The organism is Maribacter corallii (genome assembly GCF_047345415.1).
Classification (GTDB): Bacteria; Bacteroidota; Bacteroidia; order Flavobacteriales; family Flavobacteriaceae; genus Maribacter_C.
On record NZ_JBLFEP010000001.1, the window covers coordinates 117,478 to 136,229 of the forward strand.

Annotated in this window: 14 protein-coding genes; 6 read left to right on the plus strand and 8 right to left on the minus strand. The window is 41.8% G+C overall.

Features of this window, described 5'->3' with window-relative positions; genetic code table 11:
* Positions 1-212 precede the first annotated feature (212 nt).
* From ACKWCA_RS00595 to ACKWCA_RS00610, 4 genes are all read right to left on the minus strand, one after another.
* Positions 213-656, minus strand: coding sequence for a hypothetical protein (locus tag ACKWCA_RS00595; RefSeq protein ID WP_413976194.1), 444 nt, complete (start codon positions 654-656; stop codon positions 213-215).
* Positions 657-698: 42 nt separating this feature from the next.
* Complete coding sequence (locus tag ACKWCA_RS00600; protein ID WP_413976195.1) at positions 699-1,253, minus strand: hypothetical protein; 555 nt, start codon at positions 1,251-1,253, stop codon at positions 699-701.
* Between the two features lie 95 nt (positions 1,254-1,348).
* Positions 1,349-2,461, minus strand: coding sequence for a helix-turn-helix domain-containing protein (locus tag ACKWCA_RS00605; protein ID WP_413976196.1), 1,113 nt, complete (start codon positions 2,459-2,461; stop codon positions 1,349-1,351).
* Positions 2,462-2,480: 19 nt separating this feature from the next.
* Positions 2,481-4,004, minus strand: coding sequence for a GH3 auxin-responsive promoter family protein (locus tag ACKWCA_RS00610; RefSeq protein WP_413976197.1), 1,524 nt, complete (start codon positions 4,002-4,004; stop codon positions 2,481-2,483).
* 64 nt (positions 4,005-4,068) lie between these two features.
* Between ACKWCA_RS00610 and ACKWCA_RS00615 the strand changes: the two genes are divergently transcribed.
* From ACKWCA_RS00615 to ACKWCA_RS00630, 4 genes are all read left to right on the plus strand, one after another.
* Entirely contained in the window at positions 4,069-4,866 is a 798-nt protein-coding gene (locus tag ACKWCA_RS00615) for a DUF2797 domain-containing protein (RefSeq protein ID WP_413976198.1), read from the plus strand.
* 66 nt (positions 4,867-4,932) lie between these two features.
* Positions 4,933-6,027 (plus strand): helix-turn-helix domain-containing protein, encoded by a 1,095-nt coding sequence (locus ACKWCA_RS00620; protein WP_413976199.1) that lies wholly within the window; start codon positions 4,933-4,935, stop codon positions 6,025-6,027.
* 78 nt (positions 6,028-6,105) lie between these two features.
* Positions 6,106-7,581, plus strand: a complete 1,476-nt coding sequence (locus ACKWCA_RS00625; protein ID WP_413976200.1) for a serine hydrolase — start codon at positions 6,106-6,108, stop codon at positions 7,579-7,581.
* A 65-nt stretch (positions 7,582-7,646) separates the two neighbouring features.
* On the plus strand, positions 7,647-8,828 hold the full coding sequence (locus ACKWCA_RS00630) for a tetratricopeptide repeat protein (RefSeq protein WP_413976201.1): 1,182 nt from the start codon (positions 7,647-7,649) through the stop codon (positions 8,826-8,828).
* A gap of 33 nt (positions 8,829-8,861) precedes the next feature.
* Here ACKWCA_RS00630 and ACKWCA_RS00635 read toward each other — a convergent pair whose 3' ends face one another.
* Together ACKWCA_RS00635 and ACKWCA_RS00640 are read right to left on the minus strand one after the other, a co-directional pair.
* Complete coding sequence (locus ACKWCA_RS00635) at positions 8,862-11,576, minus strand: AsmA family protein (protein ID WP_413976202.1); 2,715 nt, start codon at positions 11,574-11,576, stop codon at positions 8,862-8,864.
* Positions 11,577-11,699: 123 nt separating this feature from the next.
* Entirely contained in the window at positions 11,700-12,410 is a 711-nt protein-coding gene (locus ACKWCA_RS00640) for a queuosine precursor transporter (RefSeq protein WP_413976203.1), read from the minus strand.
* 124 nt (positions 12,411-12,534) lie between these two features.
* Here ACKWCA_RS00640 and ACKWCA_RS00645 point away from each other — a divergent pair, with 124 nt between their 5' ends.
* Entirely contained in the window at positions 12,535-14,631 is a 2,097-nt protein-coding gene (locus ACKWCA_RS00645; protein ID WP_413976204.1) for a DUF5723 family protein, read from the plus strand.
* Between the two features lie 66 nt (positions 14,632-14,697).
* Here the strand turns inward: ACKWCA_RS00645 and sppA are convergent, their stop codons facing one another.
* Positions 14,698-16,458: a signal peptide peptidase SppA gene (gene sppA / locus ACKWCA_RS00650; RefSeq protein ID WP_413976205.1), complete on the minus strand. Its 1,761-nt coding sequence runs from the start codon at positions 16,456-16,458 to the stop codon at positions 14,698-14,700.
* 70 nt (positions 16,459-16,528) lie between these two features.
* Here sppA and folK point away from each other — a divergent pair, with 70 nt between their 5' ends.
* Positions 16,529-17,674: a 2-amino-4-hydroxy-6-hydroxymethyldihydropteridine diphosphokinase gene (folK, locus tag ACKWCA_RS00655; protein ID WP_413977102.1), complete on the plus strand. Its 1,146-nt coding sequence runs from the start codon at positions 16,529-16,531 to the stop codon at positions 17,672-17,674.
* Between the two features lie 129 nt (positions 17,675-17,803).
* Here folK and ACKWCA_RS00660 read toward each other — a convergent pair whose 3' ends face one another.
* Positions 17,804-18,340, minus strand: coding sequence for an RNA methyltransferase (locus ACKWCA_RS00660; protein WP_413976206.1), 537 nt, complete (start codon positions 18,338-18,340; stop codon positions 17,804-17,806).
* Between the last annotated feature and the right edge of the window lie 412 nt (positions 18,341-18,752).

The window sequence follows — 18,752 nt, forward strand, 5'->3', positions numbered from 1 at the left end:
GTTTGGTTAAGTTTATGGGAACTAATTTGAACATTAAACGACGGAAAACCGCTTTTATTTGTTCATCGGGCTGAATTCTTCGACGTATCCCCATTTGCCTCATAAACCAAATGTCAATTGCGTTTTTCAGATTATCTAAATCGCTGCAGGACAAATCATTTAAAATCAGTCTTGTAACAAATGTGCTTACCTTTTAACCTTAATTCTTTTTCCTATTGGTTATCTACGAGTATGATATCCGAGAAAATAACTTTATCCACGAGCTCTTTTTTAGATCCGCGTGAGCTACTGTATTCTACATTTTCCGGAAACTCCGCACTTACGTAATACCCATTTTCCAATTGTGATCTCACCATAAAAGAGTAGTTCCCTTCAGTATCGGTTACCGCTAACTCATCAAGCGCAACACCAGGTGAGCAGTGTCCAAACCCACAAGGTCCAGGTCGATAGAGCCGCATAGTAATACCCACCACAGGCGACAAGTTCGCTTCATCAACATTGAGCCCGATATTGGAGATGTATGGACCAGTATACAAGAAAACCCTCCCTTCATAAGTGATTAATGAATCATCATCTTTGGTGCAGGCGAGCATCACCAAAATGACACACGAAACCAACACCTTGCCTCCTGTACTTCTACTTTTAAATGTTTTCATGATTCCTTGTTTTAGTATTTATAAAAATGAATAACACAATGATTAAAAAAGAATGCCGATACTAAATCCCAACCAAGCATCCTTATGACCGTAACCGTAGAATCTGGGAGCATATGGGGCGAAAGAAAAACCTCCGAATCCGCCATACTGACCTGACATAGATTCCTTATTGATTGTTTTAGATTTAGAGAGTGTCTTTATGCAGGGGGATATATGCCCACGAAAAAACCACCTTTTTCCAAAATTCCTTCTAAAACCAACAGCCGTGAATATTTGAGTGACACCACCTGATGGTCCATATTCGGATGCGTCGAACCACGATACCCCAATTGAGAAATCAAGGTAATTACTTCGCCTCAAGTCCACTAAATAATGAAAGGAACTTGCTAGAGACAAAAGTTGTGATTTTTCAATTAAATCATCTTCGGTCACCCCAACACCCAGTCTTGCCCTGAGCAGTGGTCTACTGGTAATTTGCCTCTCATAGTTCAATGAGACGAGCCCTCCATTTCCCAGTGCTTCCACATAGGCAGCGTTCTTTTGAGCGTTTGCGAATACTGCAAGACCGCAAATAAGACAGGTCACCACGAAATGCATGATTTTAAATTTTTAAAGTTGTCTAAAACTAAGTGGAATGGAAAAATTCAATGTCCGAGATAATGCAAGAAGGAATAATTCGGACAACTTTTTAATCAAATAGTAGCCTCTTTTCTGAATGCCGTAGGCGTCACTCCCGTAAACTTTTTGAACGCCGTATAAAAGGTGGATTTCGAATTGAAACCACATTCCAATCCAATAGCAACAATGGTGTAATTGGAAAAATCGGAATCACCCAAAAGCCTTTTGGCTTCCTCGACACGAAGGGTGTTGATGTAGTCGGGAAAATTGCATCCCGCATGGGCATTCATCAATTTAGATACGCTACTCGTACTTTTATGTATTTCTTTCGAAAGGCGTTCCAAGCTCAAATGGGGGTCAAGAAATTTCTGGTTTTTGACCACGTAAGCATCTATTTCCGAAAAGGCGATTTCATCTCGTTCGTGCTTGGTCCCTGCATTCTCTTCAATAGGGCCTTCTTTTCTGATTTCTTTTCGCAAGAGAATCCTATCCTTTAAGACCACATACCGAAAAAAGGCCTGATAACCCACCCAATAGATCAAAATAGACGAACCCAATCTAAGAGGGTAATAACTGTAGGGTCTTTGTACGAGCCCGGTCACGTTGAAAACAATGGACATCATCCAAAGCACAAAGACGCCAGCACCCAGGTAAAAAAACCACTTCAACCATCTCAAATCATCAAAATCCAAAATCGGTGTGTCCAGTTCGCGGTAACGAAATACAATTTGGAGCGCCTTATAAAAGAGCCACAGGGAATATGCAAGGGTAAGGGCATCTTCAATATTATTGTACCTGTTCAAATAGGTTTCTGGCCACGTGCCTGAATTTACCATAGTAGAAATCATGACCCTGGCTATCAATTCCAATAAAAAAATCACAAGGGAAAACCGAAGGTAGGAGGTTAACTTTTTTTCAATGGCCAGATAATGTACCAGAAAAGCATAAAACATGGGAACGATAAGCACGTACCAAGGGAAAGCAAAACCATTGAGAAAAAAATCGTGCGGTAAAAAGTTTTTTTCCAGAAACCATGATTGGAGATTGTTCAACGAAAGAAACAGTACAAAAAGGTTGAGAAAAAGAACAGGTTTTTCAATCTTCCTGCGCGAGAGGAAAGTTGCCACATTAAAAATGAACCCCTGTATGGCTCCGGCAATCATAAGAAAATTAAAAATTGCAGTCATGCCTTTGCTCGTTGGAGTGCTAGGAGTATTTTTCGTTCATATCCAACAACTCTTCTACATATTCGCGTTTGTTGCTTAGTCTTGGAATCTTATGTTGCCCTCCCAATTTGTCATTCTGCTTCAACCAATCATAAAAAAGGTTTTCCCGCGCTACATGAACCTTGGGCATTTTAAGGGTGGTATTGTTATAACGTTTCGCTTCATAATCGGAATTGAGTGATTTCAAGGTGTTGTCGAATACCTCGATGAAATAATCGAGTTCTTCCGGAGGTTTCCTGAACTCTATAATCCATTCGTGGGCTCCTTTTTCCTTGCCGGACATAAAAATAGGGCCAGCCGTATAGTCTTTAATTTCAGAACCGGTTTTTTTGCAGACACTCTTCAGCGCTTCCTCAGCATTTTCGATAATCAATTCTTCCCCGAAGACATTGATGTGGTGTTTGGTACGACCGGTGACCTTGATGCGATAGGGTTGTGTTGAAGTAAACCTAACCGTATCGCCTATCTTATAACGCCAAAGTCCTGAATTGGTACTGATGACTATCGCATAGTTCTTTCCTATTTCAACCTCCCAGAGTGGAATCGCCCGTTGGGTCTCCGTGCCATAGACATCCATAGGAATGAACTCATAAAAAATCCCATAATCGAGCATCAAAAGCAGATCATTCTCATTATTCCGATCTTGAATAGCAAAAAAACCTTCAGAGGCATTATAGATTTCGTAGTACTTGAAACTTTTTCTTGGCAGCAGCTTTTTGTACTGTTCTTTATAGGGATTAAAACTTACTCCGCCATGGAAATACACTTCCAGATTTTCCCATACCTGGAATAAATGATCCTTACCAGTGGTCTCTATTACGTTGTTGAGCAAAACCAACATCCAAGATGGCACTCCGGCCAAGCTGGTCACATTCTCTTGGGTACTCTCTTTGATGATCGCCTTCAGCTTACTCTCCCATTCGCTCATCAACGAAACCTTATTGCTGGGAGTACTGCTAAACTCGGCCCAGAGTGGCATATTATCGATTAAAATAGCGGATAAATCGCCAAAAAAAGACCCATTGTCCTGGTAAAGTTCTTTACTCCCCCCAAGGCGCAAGCTCTTACCTGTAAATAGTTGGGAATTTTCATTATTGTTCAGATACAGACATAGAAGATCTTTGCCAGATTTGTAATGGCAGTCTTCCAAAGCCTCTGAACTAACAGGAATGAACTTACTCTTTGCATTGGTGGTACCGCTACTCTTGGCGAACCACTTTATGGAGGTCGGCCAAAAAACATTTTGCTCTCCCCGTCGAGTACGCTCGATCAGGGGCTCTATTTGCTCATATGATCGAATAGGCACCCTTTTCCGAAAGGTTTCATAATTGTGTATGGACTCAAACTCATAGATTCGTCCGATTTCGGTATCCTCGGCAATCTCCAATAGCTGCTGCAATACCTCTTCTTGCACTTCGTCTGGATATTTCAAGAAAAGCTCAATCTGATGATAGCGCTTTTTCAAAAGCCAAGAAGCAATCGAATTAAATAAAGGTATTGGCATTTTAGGTATATTTATCCTTCTAAAATAGGCTATTAAACGATCATTTTCAAATAACATTCCATACATGCAGTACGAAGGCGTTTTACGAAAAATGCAAACGGAAATCGGGAGTCCGATTCAATATTATATGGTCTTCGAGAACGATTTCTTGAACGTAAATCAGATACTCAACAAAAGGCTACATATTAGTTTCATCAAGTATCAATGTTTGAATTGTGGAAGAGACCGACCAATTTACCGCCAAGGTTTTTGCAAAACCTGTTTTTACGAAATTCCTACGGCGGGGGATTGGATTATGAGACCGGAATTAAGCACGGCCCACTTGGATAAGGAAGACCGAGATCTCGAGTACGAAAAGAAAGTACAATTACAACCCCATATTGTATATCTTGCAAATTCGAGTAATATCAAAGTTGGGGTCACCCGAAAAACGCAAATTCCTACGCGATGGATCGACCAGGGTGCGCATGAAGCAATTGAAATCGTAGAAGTACCCAACCGTTATTTGGCAGGCATCACCGAGGTGGCCTTAAAAGACCATATTGGTGACAAAACCGCATGGCGGAAAATGCTGACCAATACTATTCAAGATGAAGACTTGGTAGAATGGCGAAATAAACTGAAGCAATATATACCAGAGGAAGCGGTCGAATACTATATCGAGAGGAATTCAGAAACATATTTGGAATTTCCGGTCCTTCGGTACCCTAAGAAAGTAAAGAGCCTGAATTTATCGAAAACACCGAACTTCGAGGGTATCGTAACAGGCATAAAAGGACAATATTTGATTTTTGACGATGATACGGTTTTCAATGTTCGTGGTAGCGAAGGCTATTATGTGGGGTTGGCCATTACGTCTTGACCACTCATCGAAACAAACGAACAAGTTTCATACTATTGGGCATCCCAAACTAAAAAAACGATATCGTTGGATTACAAAATAGACCTCATTAGCAGCATTGGAAAAATCACTTTTTTCTTGATGCTCGTTCTGTCCGTATTCCTGTTTACCGTTAAAACCGTCAGAAAGGCACCCAACCGGCTACTAGGCTCGTTACTTCTGATAATCGCCTTTGATTTGAGTGGGTTCTTTATTGGCGAATGGTTTGAGGCAAGAGCAAATCTCAATATCATAAAGACCGTATCCTCCCTACTACAGATGCCGCTTTTCTATTTATATGTGCAATCGGCATGCTACTCCGACTTCAAGCTTAAAACGTGGCAATCGGCTCATGGTATCCCAGCTTTGGTTTTTTTGATTTTGTTCTGGGCCACATCATTCTCGACTACTTCAATTCACCTATTTGAGATTGTAGGTGAGCTGCAATGGTTTGCCTATATGATAGCGGTTTTCATTGTACTGAAGCGGCGAAAAGACATTTACCAAGAAAACTATTCACAACCTAGTCCCAAAATCTACAAGTGGCTATTTCAATTTGCCATCATCTCGTGCGTTGGACATAGTTTTGTATTTATAAGATGGATATTATCACTTGCGCAACCCGATCAAGAAAATTTGAACATCAATGTCATTATAAGTTTTTCTACCCTTTTCATCATGACATGGTTCGTATTCAAAGCGCTTTACAACCCCATTCTCTTTTCCGGTGTACAATCTACCCAAAAGCTGTTAAAATCTAAAAACTATGAGAAGTTATCACACGCACATTCCGTTCAACTAAGGAAAGAGATTGTACGACTTCAGCATTTCATGGTGCAGGAGAAACCCTATTTGGACTTTGAACTCACACTCCAGAAATTAGCGGCCCAAATCAATATTTCCGAAAAAGAACTGTCGCTTGCCATCAATCATCATTTAGGAAAGCACTTTTTCGACTTCGTAAATGAATATCGCATTGCCGAGGCCAAGACGATTTTGAGTAGTGTGGAGCAAAAGAACCTCACTATATTGGAAGTATTATATCAGGTGGGCTTCAATTCCAAATCTTCTTTTTATACCGCTTTTAAGAAAGCGACCGATCAAACACCTACCGACTACAGAAAAGCGAAATTGGCAAATTGAGGTAAAAACAGTCCGACTTTCTTTATTCGGACGGTTACAGCAAGCCATTTCTTCATGTTTGCAAAAAAGAGTTGCTAGATGAAGGTTTTCAAAACGCTCCTATTCGTACTTTTCACCACTTACCTGTTCAGTCAGCATACTCCATCTGAGCTGGGGGAAATTGATACAGAAGTCAAAACGCTTATCAAACAATATCAAGCAGTCGGACTGGCCGTTGCTGTGGTCAAAAACGACAAGGTGATTTATTCAAAAGGGTTCGGTTACCGCAATCTTGAAGAAAAACTACCGGTTACCCAACATACCGCTTTTCATATTGCATCGATGTCGAAAGCTTTTACTGGAGCGCTCTTGGGTATTTTAGAGAGAGATAATTACCTCTCATTGAAAGATAGGCCCGCAGTGCACGTTCCAAATTTTCAATTTTACAATGACAAAATGAACCATCTGATCGCTATTGAAGACCTATTGAGCCACAAGAGCGGTCTTGGAACCCACGGTCTTTCCATTGTATTGTTTCCTGAGAAAGACAAATTAAAAACGGTACAACGCTTGAAGTACCTGAAACCGGAAGATGAAATAAAAAATAGTTGGAACTATAGCAATTTAGGATACACCTTGGCCGGAACAATAGTCGAGCAAGTCACCAAAAAAACCTGGGATAGTTCTTTACAGGAAATGCTCTTCAAGCCCCTTCAAATGAATGCTTCAAGCACCACGGTCGAAGTCATGAAAAAAAGTGGCGATTACGCCTTAGGCTATGGAAAACACAAAGGGAAGACCGTGAAAAGACCCTTTGAAAACTATTATGCGTACACCCCGGCCGGGGCCATAAAAAGCTCGGTAACCGATTTATCGAACTGGATGCGCGTTTGGCTCGACAAAGGTGTTTATAATGGAACACAAGTGATTCCTGAAGACTATGTTCGAAAGGCCACAAGTCTGCAGAATACAAAATACAACGTAACATACGATAAGGATTCCTTTTTATTCGGAGAAGGTTTTGGCTGGCGCTTGCGCGCTTGGTTCGGTCATTATCGAATAAGGCACGGTGGCAATACGAATGGGTTCAGTAGTGTGATGGACATGTTTCCCTTTGAAAATATCGGGATCGTAGTGCTCTGTAATCAACAATCCTCATTATTGCCGTATGCCATATCAGATGATATCGCAAGAAGATTGCTTGGCCTGCCTACAATGGACTATCCGGTGGATGTCGGAGATGTATATATGCCAGAACCTGAAGACCAAGAACTTCAAAAAGACAAAATGCCGATTCATCCCCTAAAAGAATTTAGCGGCACCTATACCGCAGCAGGCTACGGAAAAATTGAAATCAAAGAAGAGGAAGCCTCCCTTTTAGCTGTTCTGCCTACATATACATTTAAACTAACACATCTAAATTTCAACACGTTTTATTTGAAAGGCCTACCGAATTTCGATAAATCCTTCAATCCCGAATTTACCGTAAAATTCGACTATGACACAAAGGGGGGCATTTACGCATTGCAGATTTTAGGCGCCCAGAAAGAAGCGGTCGTATTTCTAAAAGACTAGTCAAACGGTCTAAATATACTTTAGAGCACTCAACACGCACCACTAATTCATTTTAAAAACGAACCATGAAAAAGAAACTATTCATCATACTGACCCTTTCCCTCTTTGGCACTTCGGAAATCAATGCATGTAGCATGTATAAAAGCACCAAAAACGGAAAAACGATCGTCGGCAACAACGAAGATTATTTTAGTCCTAATAGTCAATTTTGGTTCGAGGAAGGAAGCGCTACCAAATTCGGGGTACTATATATGGGACTTTTAGACAATTTTGCCCAAGGAGCCATTAATGACGCTGGACTCGTTTTCGATGGTTTTTTCGAACCCTATTTGGCTGTTACCGATACCCTGGGAAAATTGAAGATACCTATTGAAAAGGCCTTGCTACACGTGATGCAAACTATGCAACGAGTAGAAGAGGTCAAAGCCTATTTGAAAACCATTGATTTAAGTGTATTGACCCAAAGCCAGCTGGTTTTCGTTGACAGTACCGGCACTTATTTGATTGTTGAAGGTGATACTCTTTTTGTTGGGGAAGAACCTGAAAAATCATTTTCGAACTTCTACTACTCACAGGTAAGCTCAATTGGAGAGGTCGACTTGGACTATTTTCAAAATGGACAGCGATTTCTTGAGAAAACCAGTGGGCGAAATACCTTGGATTACTGTGCTCAAGCTATGAAGAATTTTGCGCAAAAAAGAATAGCACCAACCCAATACTCGACCGTGTACGATTTAAAAACCTTGACTGTTAGAGTCTATCTTTTTCACGATTTTTCCAACTTCGTGGAGGTCGATTTAAAGAAAGAGCTCAAAAAAGGCAATCATCGTATTATGATTGCCGAGTTATTCCCGGAAGACACCATAGGCTACCAACATTACTTAAAATACAATAACCCGGAACACCCCAGCCTATTTTTAGAAGAATACTTAGGTACTGAAAAAATATCCGAAGAAGAGTTCACTTCAAGTGGATTCGACACTATTATTATCAGTCTTGCCGACGAATGGCTCTATGACAAAAGCAATGCGGAAGGCGCCATCAAGGTATGCCATTACGGGATATCTCTAATGCCGAATAATTCAAAGCTATATTGTAAGCTGGGCAGTGCATATCTCGAAAAAAAAGACTGGAATAACGCTATCAAAAGCTATGCAAAGTCATTACATCTAGACCCGGAAAATTCCGAAGCTTTGGATAAATTGACAAAGGCGGCGAACAACCGACAAGAAAAAGAATCAAATTAGGAACTTCAGGATGTACTTTGTGTTTGGCGAAACTTAATTTGTCGAATCTTTTTTCTTCTTTCTCCCAAGCAGCCCTCCCAAGATATCCTTCGCCTTCTCTTTTACCACTTCCTCCTGCTGAGGCGGCAATGAATCTGTTTTCGTTTTTGTAGTATCGTTGCTGTCCTTACCTAAGATTCCACCAAGAATATCCTTGGCTTTATCTTCCGTGGATGTTTCATTACCAGTAGTATCATCGTCTGTAGTGTTCTGACCCAATACGTCGCCTAGCAGGTCCTTGGCCTTATCTTTCCCTTTAGTAATCAATTTTTGTTTTTGGATTTCCACCAGTTTTGTAGTCAAGCTCTTGACTCCTCCGGTCATATCAGTAGTTACGGCCGGACTGGTATAGTCGCCCCCGATACTGGCAACCACCGGTATGGTCAAATCATCTAAAGAACGATCATCTATTTTTGCTATCAGACCGTTCACCTCGCTACCTAAATACTTGGCGGGCACCTCCATCGTTGCCTTATAATTCAATTTTCGATCGAACGTATGATTGCCGTCCACCTTGATTTCAATATCGTCATAGGCAATGCTAAAAGGCTGTACCTGTACCACACCATTTTCAAAATCGAGTGCTGTCTTAAGTCCTTTTAAATCAAGCTTATCCAATTTGATAAAATTAAGCTTACTGCTCAACGATTGCAAGAGCTTTGCCTTTTCGGAAGCGATATCAGTAGCCAATAATTCGGCCAAGACCTTCCCTGAAAGGTTCGTCAGGTCAGGTGTGAAGTCATCGGTGAGACTACCTGACAGCACAATATCGGAATTCAGTTTCCCTTGAAGTACTCCTGCAATGGGCGCCAGCACCTCAAAAAGTTCCAAAGCCTTGAAGGTCTCCCCTATTTGCACTTGATCCATCCCCAATTTCATTGCGAAGGTGGGTACCTCCTCTTTTGTGGAAACCTCACCGGAAAAACCCAATTTACCCTTAAAAACAGATGAGGTCATATCGGTCAAGATGGCTTTTTCATCTTTGATCTGCAAATTTCCCTTGACTTGCTTCAGTACGATATTATCATAGAGTACCGTATTGGCCGTGGCGTTAATATTGGCATCCAAAAAAGCGGGTATCTTGATTTTTTCCTCAGTGGATATCGGTTTTTCGTCTGTTTCTCCTTCAGTTTGGGATACCGTTTCTTCTTCCACCATAAAATCATTTAGGGCGAAAGTATCGGATTTCAAGTCAAAATTTCCTTCTATCTTCTCATCATTGAAGAGATAGCCCAACAGATTGCTCATCGTTCCTGTAGCACTAAAATCGGTTTTACCGGTAGCGCCATTCAACTCATTCAAGGTCACGGTTTTCGGGTTAAATGTCAATGCAGTCGATTCAATTGTAATCGGATTCGGATTATCATCGGAAGTGTACTCAAAATCACTTAGATCAAGCTTTCCTGTAGTTTCGGTGTTCTCGTATTGCTTTTTTTCAATAGAGGCCATATCAAAGGCGGTGGTAATATCGGCCGTAAGTATTCCTTTTAAATCAAGTTCAGCGGGAACCGGATACGCTTTTTCTATATTCGCCAAGTTCATTCGGCCATCTACATGAGCATTTACCTTGGTATTGCCCATCAATTCCTTGATTTTAGCAACCATGTTAAAGCTATCACTATCAATCTTGAACGAGAGTTTATCAATATCAACATAGGTATCTTCAACAAGTCCCGAAGTATTGATGATCTTGGTATCGATAAAGACATTGCTGACCGACTTCGGCAAATCGGGATATTTGAAAGACGCATTCTCCGAATTGATACTGATATTGAATTTTGGAATGTGCGCCTCGTCAACAGTGCCGGTAAACTCGCCTTGGACCATAAAATTTCCACTGGTTTTTACATTCTCGATATTCTTTGAATAGGTTGCGGGAATTACCGCTAAAAAGTTCTTGAAATCGGAAGATGGTGTTTTAAAACTGATATCTATATCTTGACTATTCTCGTTCACTTTCACAAAACCATCGAAAACCAAGGGCAATTGATTGATCAAAGCCTCATTTTTTAAAAAGGTGTATTTGTCATTCGCCAAATCGATACCGATTAGGGCATCAAGTTTTATCTTGTTCTGGTTCAGGTAGTTGGTACTGTCCAACTCAAACGTAACCAGGGCATCCGTATGGGTATCCAATTCAGAGGTTGATGCAGACAAGTCGCCCGTTCCGTTGTGTTGAATCTCGGAAACCTTTAAATAAACCCCCGCCGCGGCATCATCGTAGATGACGTTAGAATTTGAAATATCATAGGACTGCAAGTCAAGTGTGAAGCCTTCCGATGACTCTGATGAGCTCTCTGCACCGGTGTCCTTTCCGATTTCATAGTTGGCCACCTCCGCCTCGTTTACCTTTACATGGATATTCGCACCATCGACACTTAAATTCTTTATTCCAATGGGCTCGCTTTCGCCCTTAAACAACTCACTGATTCCCATGGTCAAATGAACTTCATCGGCTGCGAAGAGCGTGTCACCTTCAAAGGGTTCTTTGTTGATCAGCGTAATATTTTCCAGCCCTAGATCCGCATTCGGAAAGCTCTTGATCAAACTCAAGTTGGCCGCGGTGAAATCCAGTTTCGCGTTGACATTATTGTTTACATTCGAACGAATCAAGTCACCGATTTTCGCTTCTAAAAAAAAGGGGGCTGCGATGAGCAATCCCACCACCACTAAAAGTATAATACCGATAATCTTTATAAACTTCTTCATTTCGATTGTACTTTTTATCTGAACTTATGTGTAGAGAGGAACTTAAGGCAATATGCTATACATTGTTTGCTCTTTTGCCAAAAATCTTGATGCTAAAGGATAAACTCTAAAAAGCGGGAGATATTATGCCTCCAGGTCGATTTCCTCACCTATTTCAAGGCCAAATCGTTTTCTAAAAAGATATACGAAGAAATAAAGGAAAGGGGTGTCGAGAAATGCTATAAAAATCTTAAAAAGAAAACCGCTTAAAACGAGGCCGAAAAAGAGGTCCCAAGAAAGCACTCCAAAAAGGCAGAGAAGACCAACAACCGTAAACGTATCGATAAATTGCGAAAGAAAGGTAGAACAGTTGTTGCGCAGCCATAAATACTTGCCTTTGGTCAATCGTTTCCAGAAATGGTAAATCGCAATATCAATATATTGGGCGAATAGGTAGGCCAGCATAGACGCCAAGACAGCAATGGGCGACAGTGCAAAAACCCTGCTAAAGATGTCATCATCCAAAGGTGAACTATCGATTGCCGGAGCCGCATTAGCTATAAAAACCAGGCCCATCGAGAAAAACGAGGCAAGAATACCCACGGTAACGATTTGATTCGCCTTTTTACGGCCGAAAATCTCAGAAATCAAATCCGTAATCAAAAAAGTTATAGGATACGGCAATACTCCTACCGAAATCTCGAACAAAGGCACGCCGAAGATAGTGACATCGCCAAAAGGATTCCAATAAAAAAATTTTTGAAAAATCAGGTTCGATACAACCAAAGAAGTAATGAACAGTGCCCCTAGATACAGGTATATCCGGTAGGCCAATTTCCTATCCTTGCTATTCATGAAACAATTAACACTTTTTTTCTTACACGGTAATATTATAGAAAAAAGCACGTTATCACGAAACCAACTTGTATAACATCACCGATGCATCTTATGATGCAAAGGTAAATCAAATTTAAACGACATGCTGAAACAGCTGACATTTGTATTCTTTTTCTCGAGTACCCTTTTCTGTAGCGCCCAATCATATATCGGATTTTTGACCGATAACTATAGTGGTGTTCACGGAGTGATTTCCAATCCTGCCAATATCGCCGATTCTCGTTTTAAAACCGATGTGAACTTGGTCGGGGCAAGTGCTTTTTTTACGAACGATTACTACGGCATAAAGGTATTCGACGCTTTAAAAGAGGATTACGATTTTGATTTGAACGCGACCAAATCACCCTCTACCAACAATAATGGAAACATTAATATCGACGTCATGGGACCGGCATTCATGTTCAATCTTGACAAGAAAAGTTCCATCGCGGTATTCAGCAGGGCAAGGGCCTTTGTAAATGTCAACGAATTGAACGGAGAGACTATTGATCGTCTAGATGATGATATTGATAGTTCAGAGGATTATGTCATCAATGAAGGCGATATTTACGGCTCAGGAAATGGATGGGCTGAAATCGGACTCACCTATGCCCGCACCTTGATGAATAAGGAGCAACATTTTCTAAAGGGTGGACTTTCATTGAAGTATCTGAAAGGACTTGGAAGTGGTTACTTAACCGGGAGAAACATCGATGTTAATTATGATGCCGATGGCACAGCCCTTCCTGGTGGGTTCACCACCGGTAGTTATGCTTCGACAGGAGACATCACCTACGGGCGATTCACCGACTTTGAAGAAGAAGATTATGACTACGAAGTGCCAAAGAACGCCAGTGGTTTCGGAGCGGACTTAGGTTTTGTATATGAATGGAGACCTGATTATGCATCTTATACTACAACAAACACCAATGGTGATGTTGATCTGCACAAAGACAAGAATAAGTACAAGGTAAAAGTAGGTTTGTCCATTACTGATATCGGATCCATAAACTACAAAGATGGGCTAGCGGATCAATACGACCTCAATGCTACGGTGAGCGAAGACGATATTGAAAACGCGGATGACCTTGATGAACTTTTTAATGACCTCTACACCCTTACCAGTTCGCAAAGTGCCGTGAAGGCTTTTCTACCTACTGCCTTACATTTCAATGCTGACCTAAACCTTAACAACTATTTCTACCTCAACCTGAACACGGATCTTTCCATGGCCTCGAAAACCAAGGAGAATACGAGTAGAATTTCAAATATCGTTTCGCTAACCCCGCGTTTCGAAAGTAAATGGTTTAGTTTTTATGTGCCGGTAAGCCTTGTTCAACATACTGGATTTCAGTTAGGGGCAGGTTTAAGGGCCGGACCGCTTTATATAGGATCTGGTTCGGTGATTTCCCTTTTCAGTAGTGAAACCAAGGGTGCGGATGTTTTTGCGGGACTTAAAATACCGGTGTACCAATCTCGAAAAAAAGATAATGACAATGATGGAATCCCCAACAGGAAAGACGATTGTCCGGATACTTCCGGACCTATCGAAAACAGCGGATGTCCATGGCCCGATGCCGATGGTGACGAAGTTTTTGACAAAGACGACTCATGTCCGGAGGAAGCTGGCCCCGTAGAAAATTCAGGATGCCCATGGCCCGACACGGACGGCGATAGTGTTCTTGACAAAGACGATTCTTGCCCGGAAGAAGCGGGTGCCCTTGAAAACAACGGATGCCCATGGCCGGATAGTGATAATGACGGTGTTCTTGACAAAGATGACAAGTGTCCGGAAGAAGCAGGAACGGTAGCTAATGGAGGTTGCCCGGAAGCGGTAGTCACCGCGGCGGTTCAGAAAACACTGAACGAATATGCCAAAACCATTCTGTTCAATTCAGGTAAATCATCGATAAAGATCGAATCGACCCAAGTTTTGATCGATATCATCGAAATTTTGAAGGAGTACCCCAAGGCCAACTTCAGTATTGAAGGCCATACCGATAGCATTGGTAGTGCCGCGAGCAATCAAAAACTATCGGAATCAAGAGCCACATCGGTAATGGATTTCTTAATCGAAAAAGGAATCAGCGCCTCTAGATTAAGTTCGATAGGCTATGGAGAAAGCAAACCCATCGCCACCAATATGTACAAAGATGGCCGCAAGCAAAATAGAAGGGTAGAGATTAACTTGGTCAACTAGGCCCTTTATCTTTTCACCAATAAAAATGCCCCGAATCGGGGCATTTTTTCTATCTGTGTCCTAACGTTACTTAATGTCCAATACAAAAGGCATTCGAGCTTGGGCTCCTTTTTGTTTCATGGCCGATTGTACCTGCTTTAAAATGCCATAGGCCTCCGCTCCGATCTCTTCTTCGATAAAACTCCGCTTTGCCTCAGTACTGACGCCACCTAAATCCTCCATTAACTTTTCAAAACCAGACTTATATCTCGGCAATTTTTTAATGCCGTATTCTTCCACTTCCGCCATTTCCGCAGCAGCGACGATAGCATCCTCCAAATTGCCCAACTCATCTACAAGACCGAGTCTCTTGGCATCAATTCCGCTCCATACCCTACCTTGGGCAAGGCTGTCCGCTTCAGCAACCGTGATGCCCCTACCGGACGCAACACGTTGCAAGAAAGTATCATATACCTCCTCAATACCCTCTTGCACCACAGTTCTGAACTCGTCGGTCATCGGTTCGAATAGGGAATAATCGACCGAGTTCTTATTGGTACCAACCTGTTCGGCATTGATACCGATATCACCGGCTAGCTCAGCCATATTGGGTATGGTTCCAAAAACACCTATAGAACCTGTAACAGTAGTAGGTTCGGCGAAAATCTTGTTCGCACCGGCTGCGATATAATACCCTCCGGATGCGGCGACGTTGCCCATAGAAACTACCACGGGTTTCGCCTCTTTGGCAAGTTCAAGTTCTCGCCAAATAATATCGGAGACCAAGGCGCTACCTCCAGGTGAATTTACACGGAGTACTATGGCCTTGATATCATCATCATCCATGGCCTTCCGAATCGCTTTGACAATGATTCCCTGACCAATAACATCAGCACTGCCTTCTCCGTATAGAATTTCACCTTGGGCGAAAATGACAGCAATCTCGTCACTTCCAGACCCGACGCTTTTCCCATTGGAACGAATCACATAATCCTTCATGTCAATGATATTCAAATCTTCTGAATCAAGAATACCAACCGCCTTGCGAAGACTGGATTCATATTCATCATAAAATGCCACCACATCGATGAGTCCCGTGCGCTTCGCCAATTCCGGGGTACGGCCGCCTAGGGTATCCGCAATGATATTCAAATTTTCAGTGCTGATATTTCTTCCCAAAGAAATCTCGTTTATCATGGAATTCCATAATGAACCGATCAATTCCTTGATCTGTGTTCTATTGGCCTCGCTCATCTCATTCGACAGAAAGGGCTCGACTGCACTTTTATACTTTCCATGACGAATGACCTCCATTTTCACTCCTGTTTTTTCCTGTAAATCCTTGAAAAACAACACTTCGGAAGATAACCCCTTGAAATCAAGCGCCCCGACAGGATTCAAAAAGACGGAATCGGCAACACTGGCCAGATAATAATCCCTTTGTGTATAAAAATCGCTATAGGTGTAAATGAACTTTCGACTCTCTTTGAATTCTTCCAATGCCCTTCTCAGCTCTTGTGTTTGAGCAAGACCGGCCATCAAAAAAGTGTTGTTGATGCTAATCCCCTTAATATCATCGTCATCCTTGGCGACCCTAATGGCATTCAGAATCTCGTCCAAGCCTTGTGAACTCTCCGAGAATAGTGCAAACGGGTCGTCATTGCTGTTACCTACATAGTCTTTGATGGGTAATTGAAGCTGCAATTCCAAGATGGAATTGTTCTTTACGGTAATGGTCTCTTCAACACTACCGAAGAGGCTTGCAAAAACCAAAAACATAACAAACACAATTCCGAAGGCGACTAGGCAACCTAAAATAGCGGCTAAAAAATTTCTTAAAAAATTCATTGAAAATGACTTAAATTTTGCGACAAAGATAATGAACTCAACAGTACTTTTTAGTACTTTGCCAGCAGTTATGAGTGACCCCAAAACCGTATACCTCTCTCTTGGGAGCAATCTAGGAGACCGCTTGACCCATTTACAAAACGGTATTTTCGCCATTGAAAAAAAAATTGGCGGTATTCACCGTATTTCACCGGTTTATCAAAGTAGTGCATGGGGTTTTGAAGCTGAGGATTTCTTGAATATTTGTTTATCCTTAAAGACCGCTTTAAAACCTGTAGCCCTCTTGGATACCTTGTTACAGATCGAAGTGGATTTGGGCAGAGTGCGTCGACAAGAGGACGGGTATCAACCAAGGTCTTTGGATATCGACATCCTATATTATGGTACCGAGACTTTTTTTACGGAACGTCTTGTGATACCACATCCGGAGATGCCTTTTCGTAAATTCGTGCTTAAACCGTTGGCCGATATCGCCCCACAGTTTTACCATCCGGTGCTCAACAAGGATACGCGAAACCTTATTCAGGAGTGCAAAGACAAAGGGCGATTAGAAAAAACGGCTTATCGTTTGTTCAAGAACAGGACCGAGCTTTTCGGTCAGACCAGCTTCATCGCCATTGAAGGCAACATCGGTGCGGGCAAGACCACCTTGGCAAAAAAAATGGCCGATGGATTCAATGCAAAGTTGGTACTGGAACGGTTCGCGGACAATCCTTTTCTCCCCAAATTTTACGAGGATCAGAACAGGTATGCTTTTCCTTTGGAAATGTCGTTCTTGGCCGACCGCTACCAGCAATTTACGGAAGACACCTCTCAATATGATCTATTCAAGAGCTTTATGATCAGTGATTACGATATTTACAAGTCGTTGATTTTTGCACAGATCACGCTACAGAAAGATGAATTCGAACTGTATCGGAAGCTCTTTAATTTGATGTACAAAGAGGTCAAGAAACCGCGAATTTATGTATACCTCTATCAGACCACAGAAAAGCTACTTGAAAACATCAAGAAAAGAGGAAGGGCTTATGAACAGAATATCGAAGCTGCATATCTCGAAAAAATAAACAAAGGATATTTTGATTTTATCAAGGGGTATCCGGAACAGAACAAGCTCATTATCGAGTTAGGCGATCTTGATTTTGTGGAGCGAAAAGAGGACTATGAAACTATTATCGACCGTATATTAAAATTCGCTCTACACCTACCATATTAAGTTAATTTTAGGAAATTTGTTGCACAGCTGCGTCGGATTTATTTTCTTAGCATAACTAAAGAAGCAATCAACTAACTCAAACTCTATATGCAAGACCCGACTTATGTTGGGTCTTTTTTTGTAAAACACCTACTTTTGGGATTGTAATTTAGACCAAGAATCCCAAATGACCATCCCGACGCTCACTGAAATATTCAAGGAGTGCTTGGTACCAAATTGGGGAATTTCAATCACCTCATCACTCTGATCCACCACCTCTTGTGCGACTCCTTTCACCTCGTTTCCAAAAATAAAAACACAATGGTCGCTTCTCTTAGGCTGCAAATCTTGCATTTGGGTAGCTCCTTCAGCCTGTTCTACGGCAAATACCTTGCGTCCTTGTTCTTTTAGTTCCGCTACCAATTGCAAGGTGCTTTCACGGTATTCCCAAGCCATGCTTTCCGTAGCGCCCAAGGCGGTCTTTCTAATGTCTTTGTGGGGAGGAGTGGCCGTAATGCCGCAGAGGTATATCTTTTCAATCAGAAAGGCATCTGCCGTTCGAAACACAGAACCGATATTGTTCAAACTTCTGATATTGTCAAGAACAATGGTTACCGGCATCTTCTCCGCCTTTTTGAATGCTTCGGTATCGAGTCGGGACAACTCTTCGTTTTTTAGTTTACGCATGGTTCTTCGTTTCTAGTTTCAGGTTTCAGGTTTCAAATCTATTTTTTTGAATTCGACTACTGGCTACTGGCTACTGGCTACTGGCTACTGGCTACTGGCTACTGGCTACTGGCTACTGGCTACTGGCTACTGGCTACTGGCTACTGGCTACTGGCTACTGGCTACTGGCTACTGGCTACTGGCAATAAAGTATTTTTTTACTTTTTATCACCACTTTCCATAAATTACGTTTTACCAACCTATTTTTTACTTTCGACTTCGAGCATCAGGTTTTGAGCCTCCAACTCCTAACTCCTAACTCCTAACTCCTAACTCCTAACTCCTAACTCCTAACTCCTAACTCCTAACTCCTAACTCCTAACTCCTAACTCCTAACTCCTAACTCCTAACTCCTAACTCCTAACTCCTAACT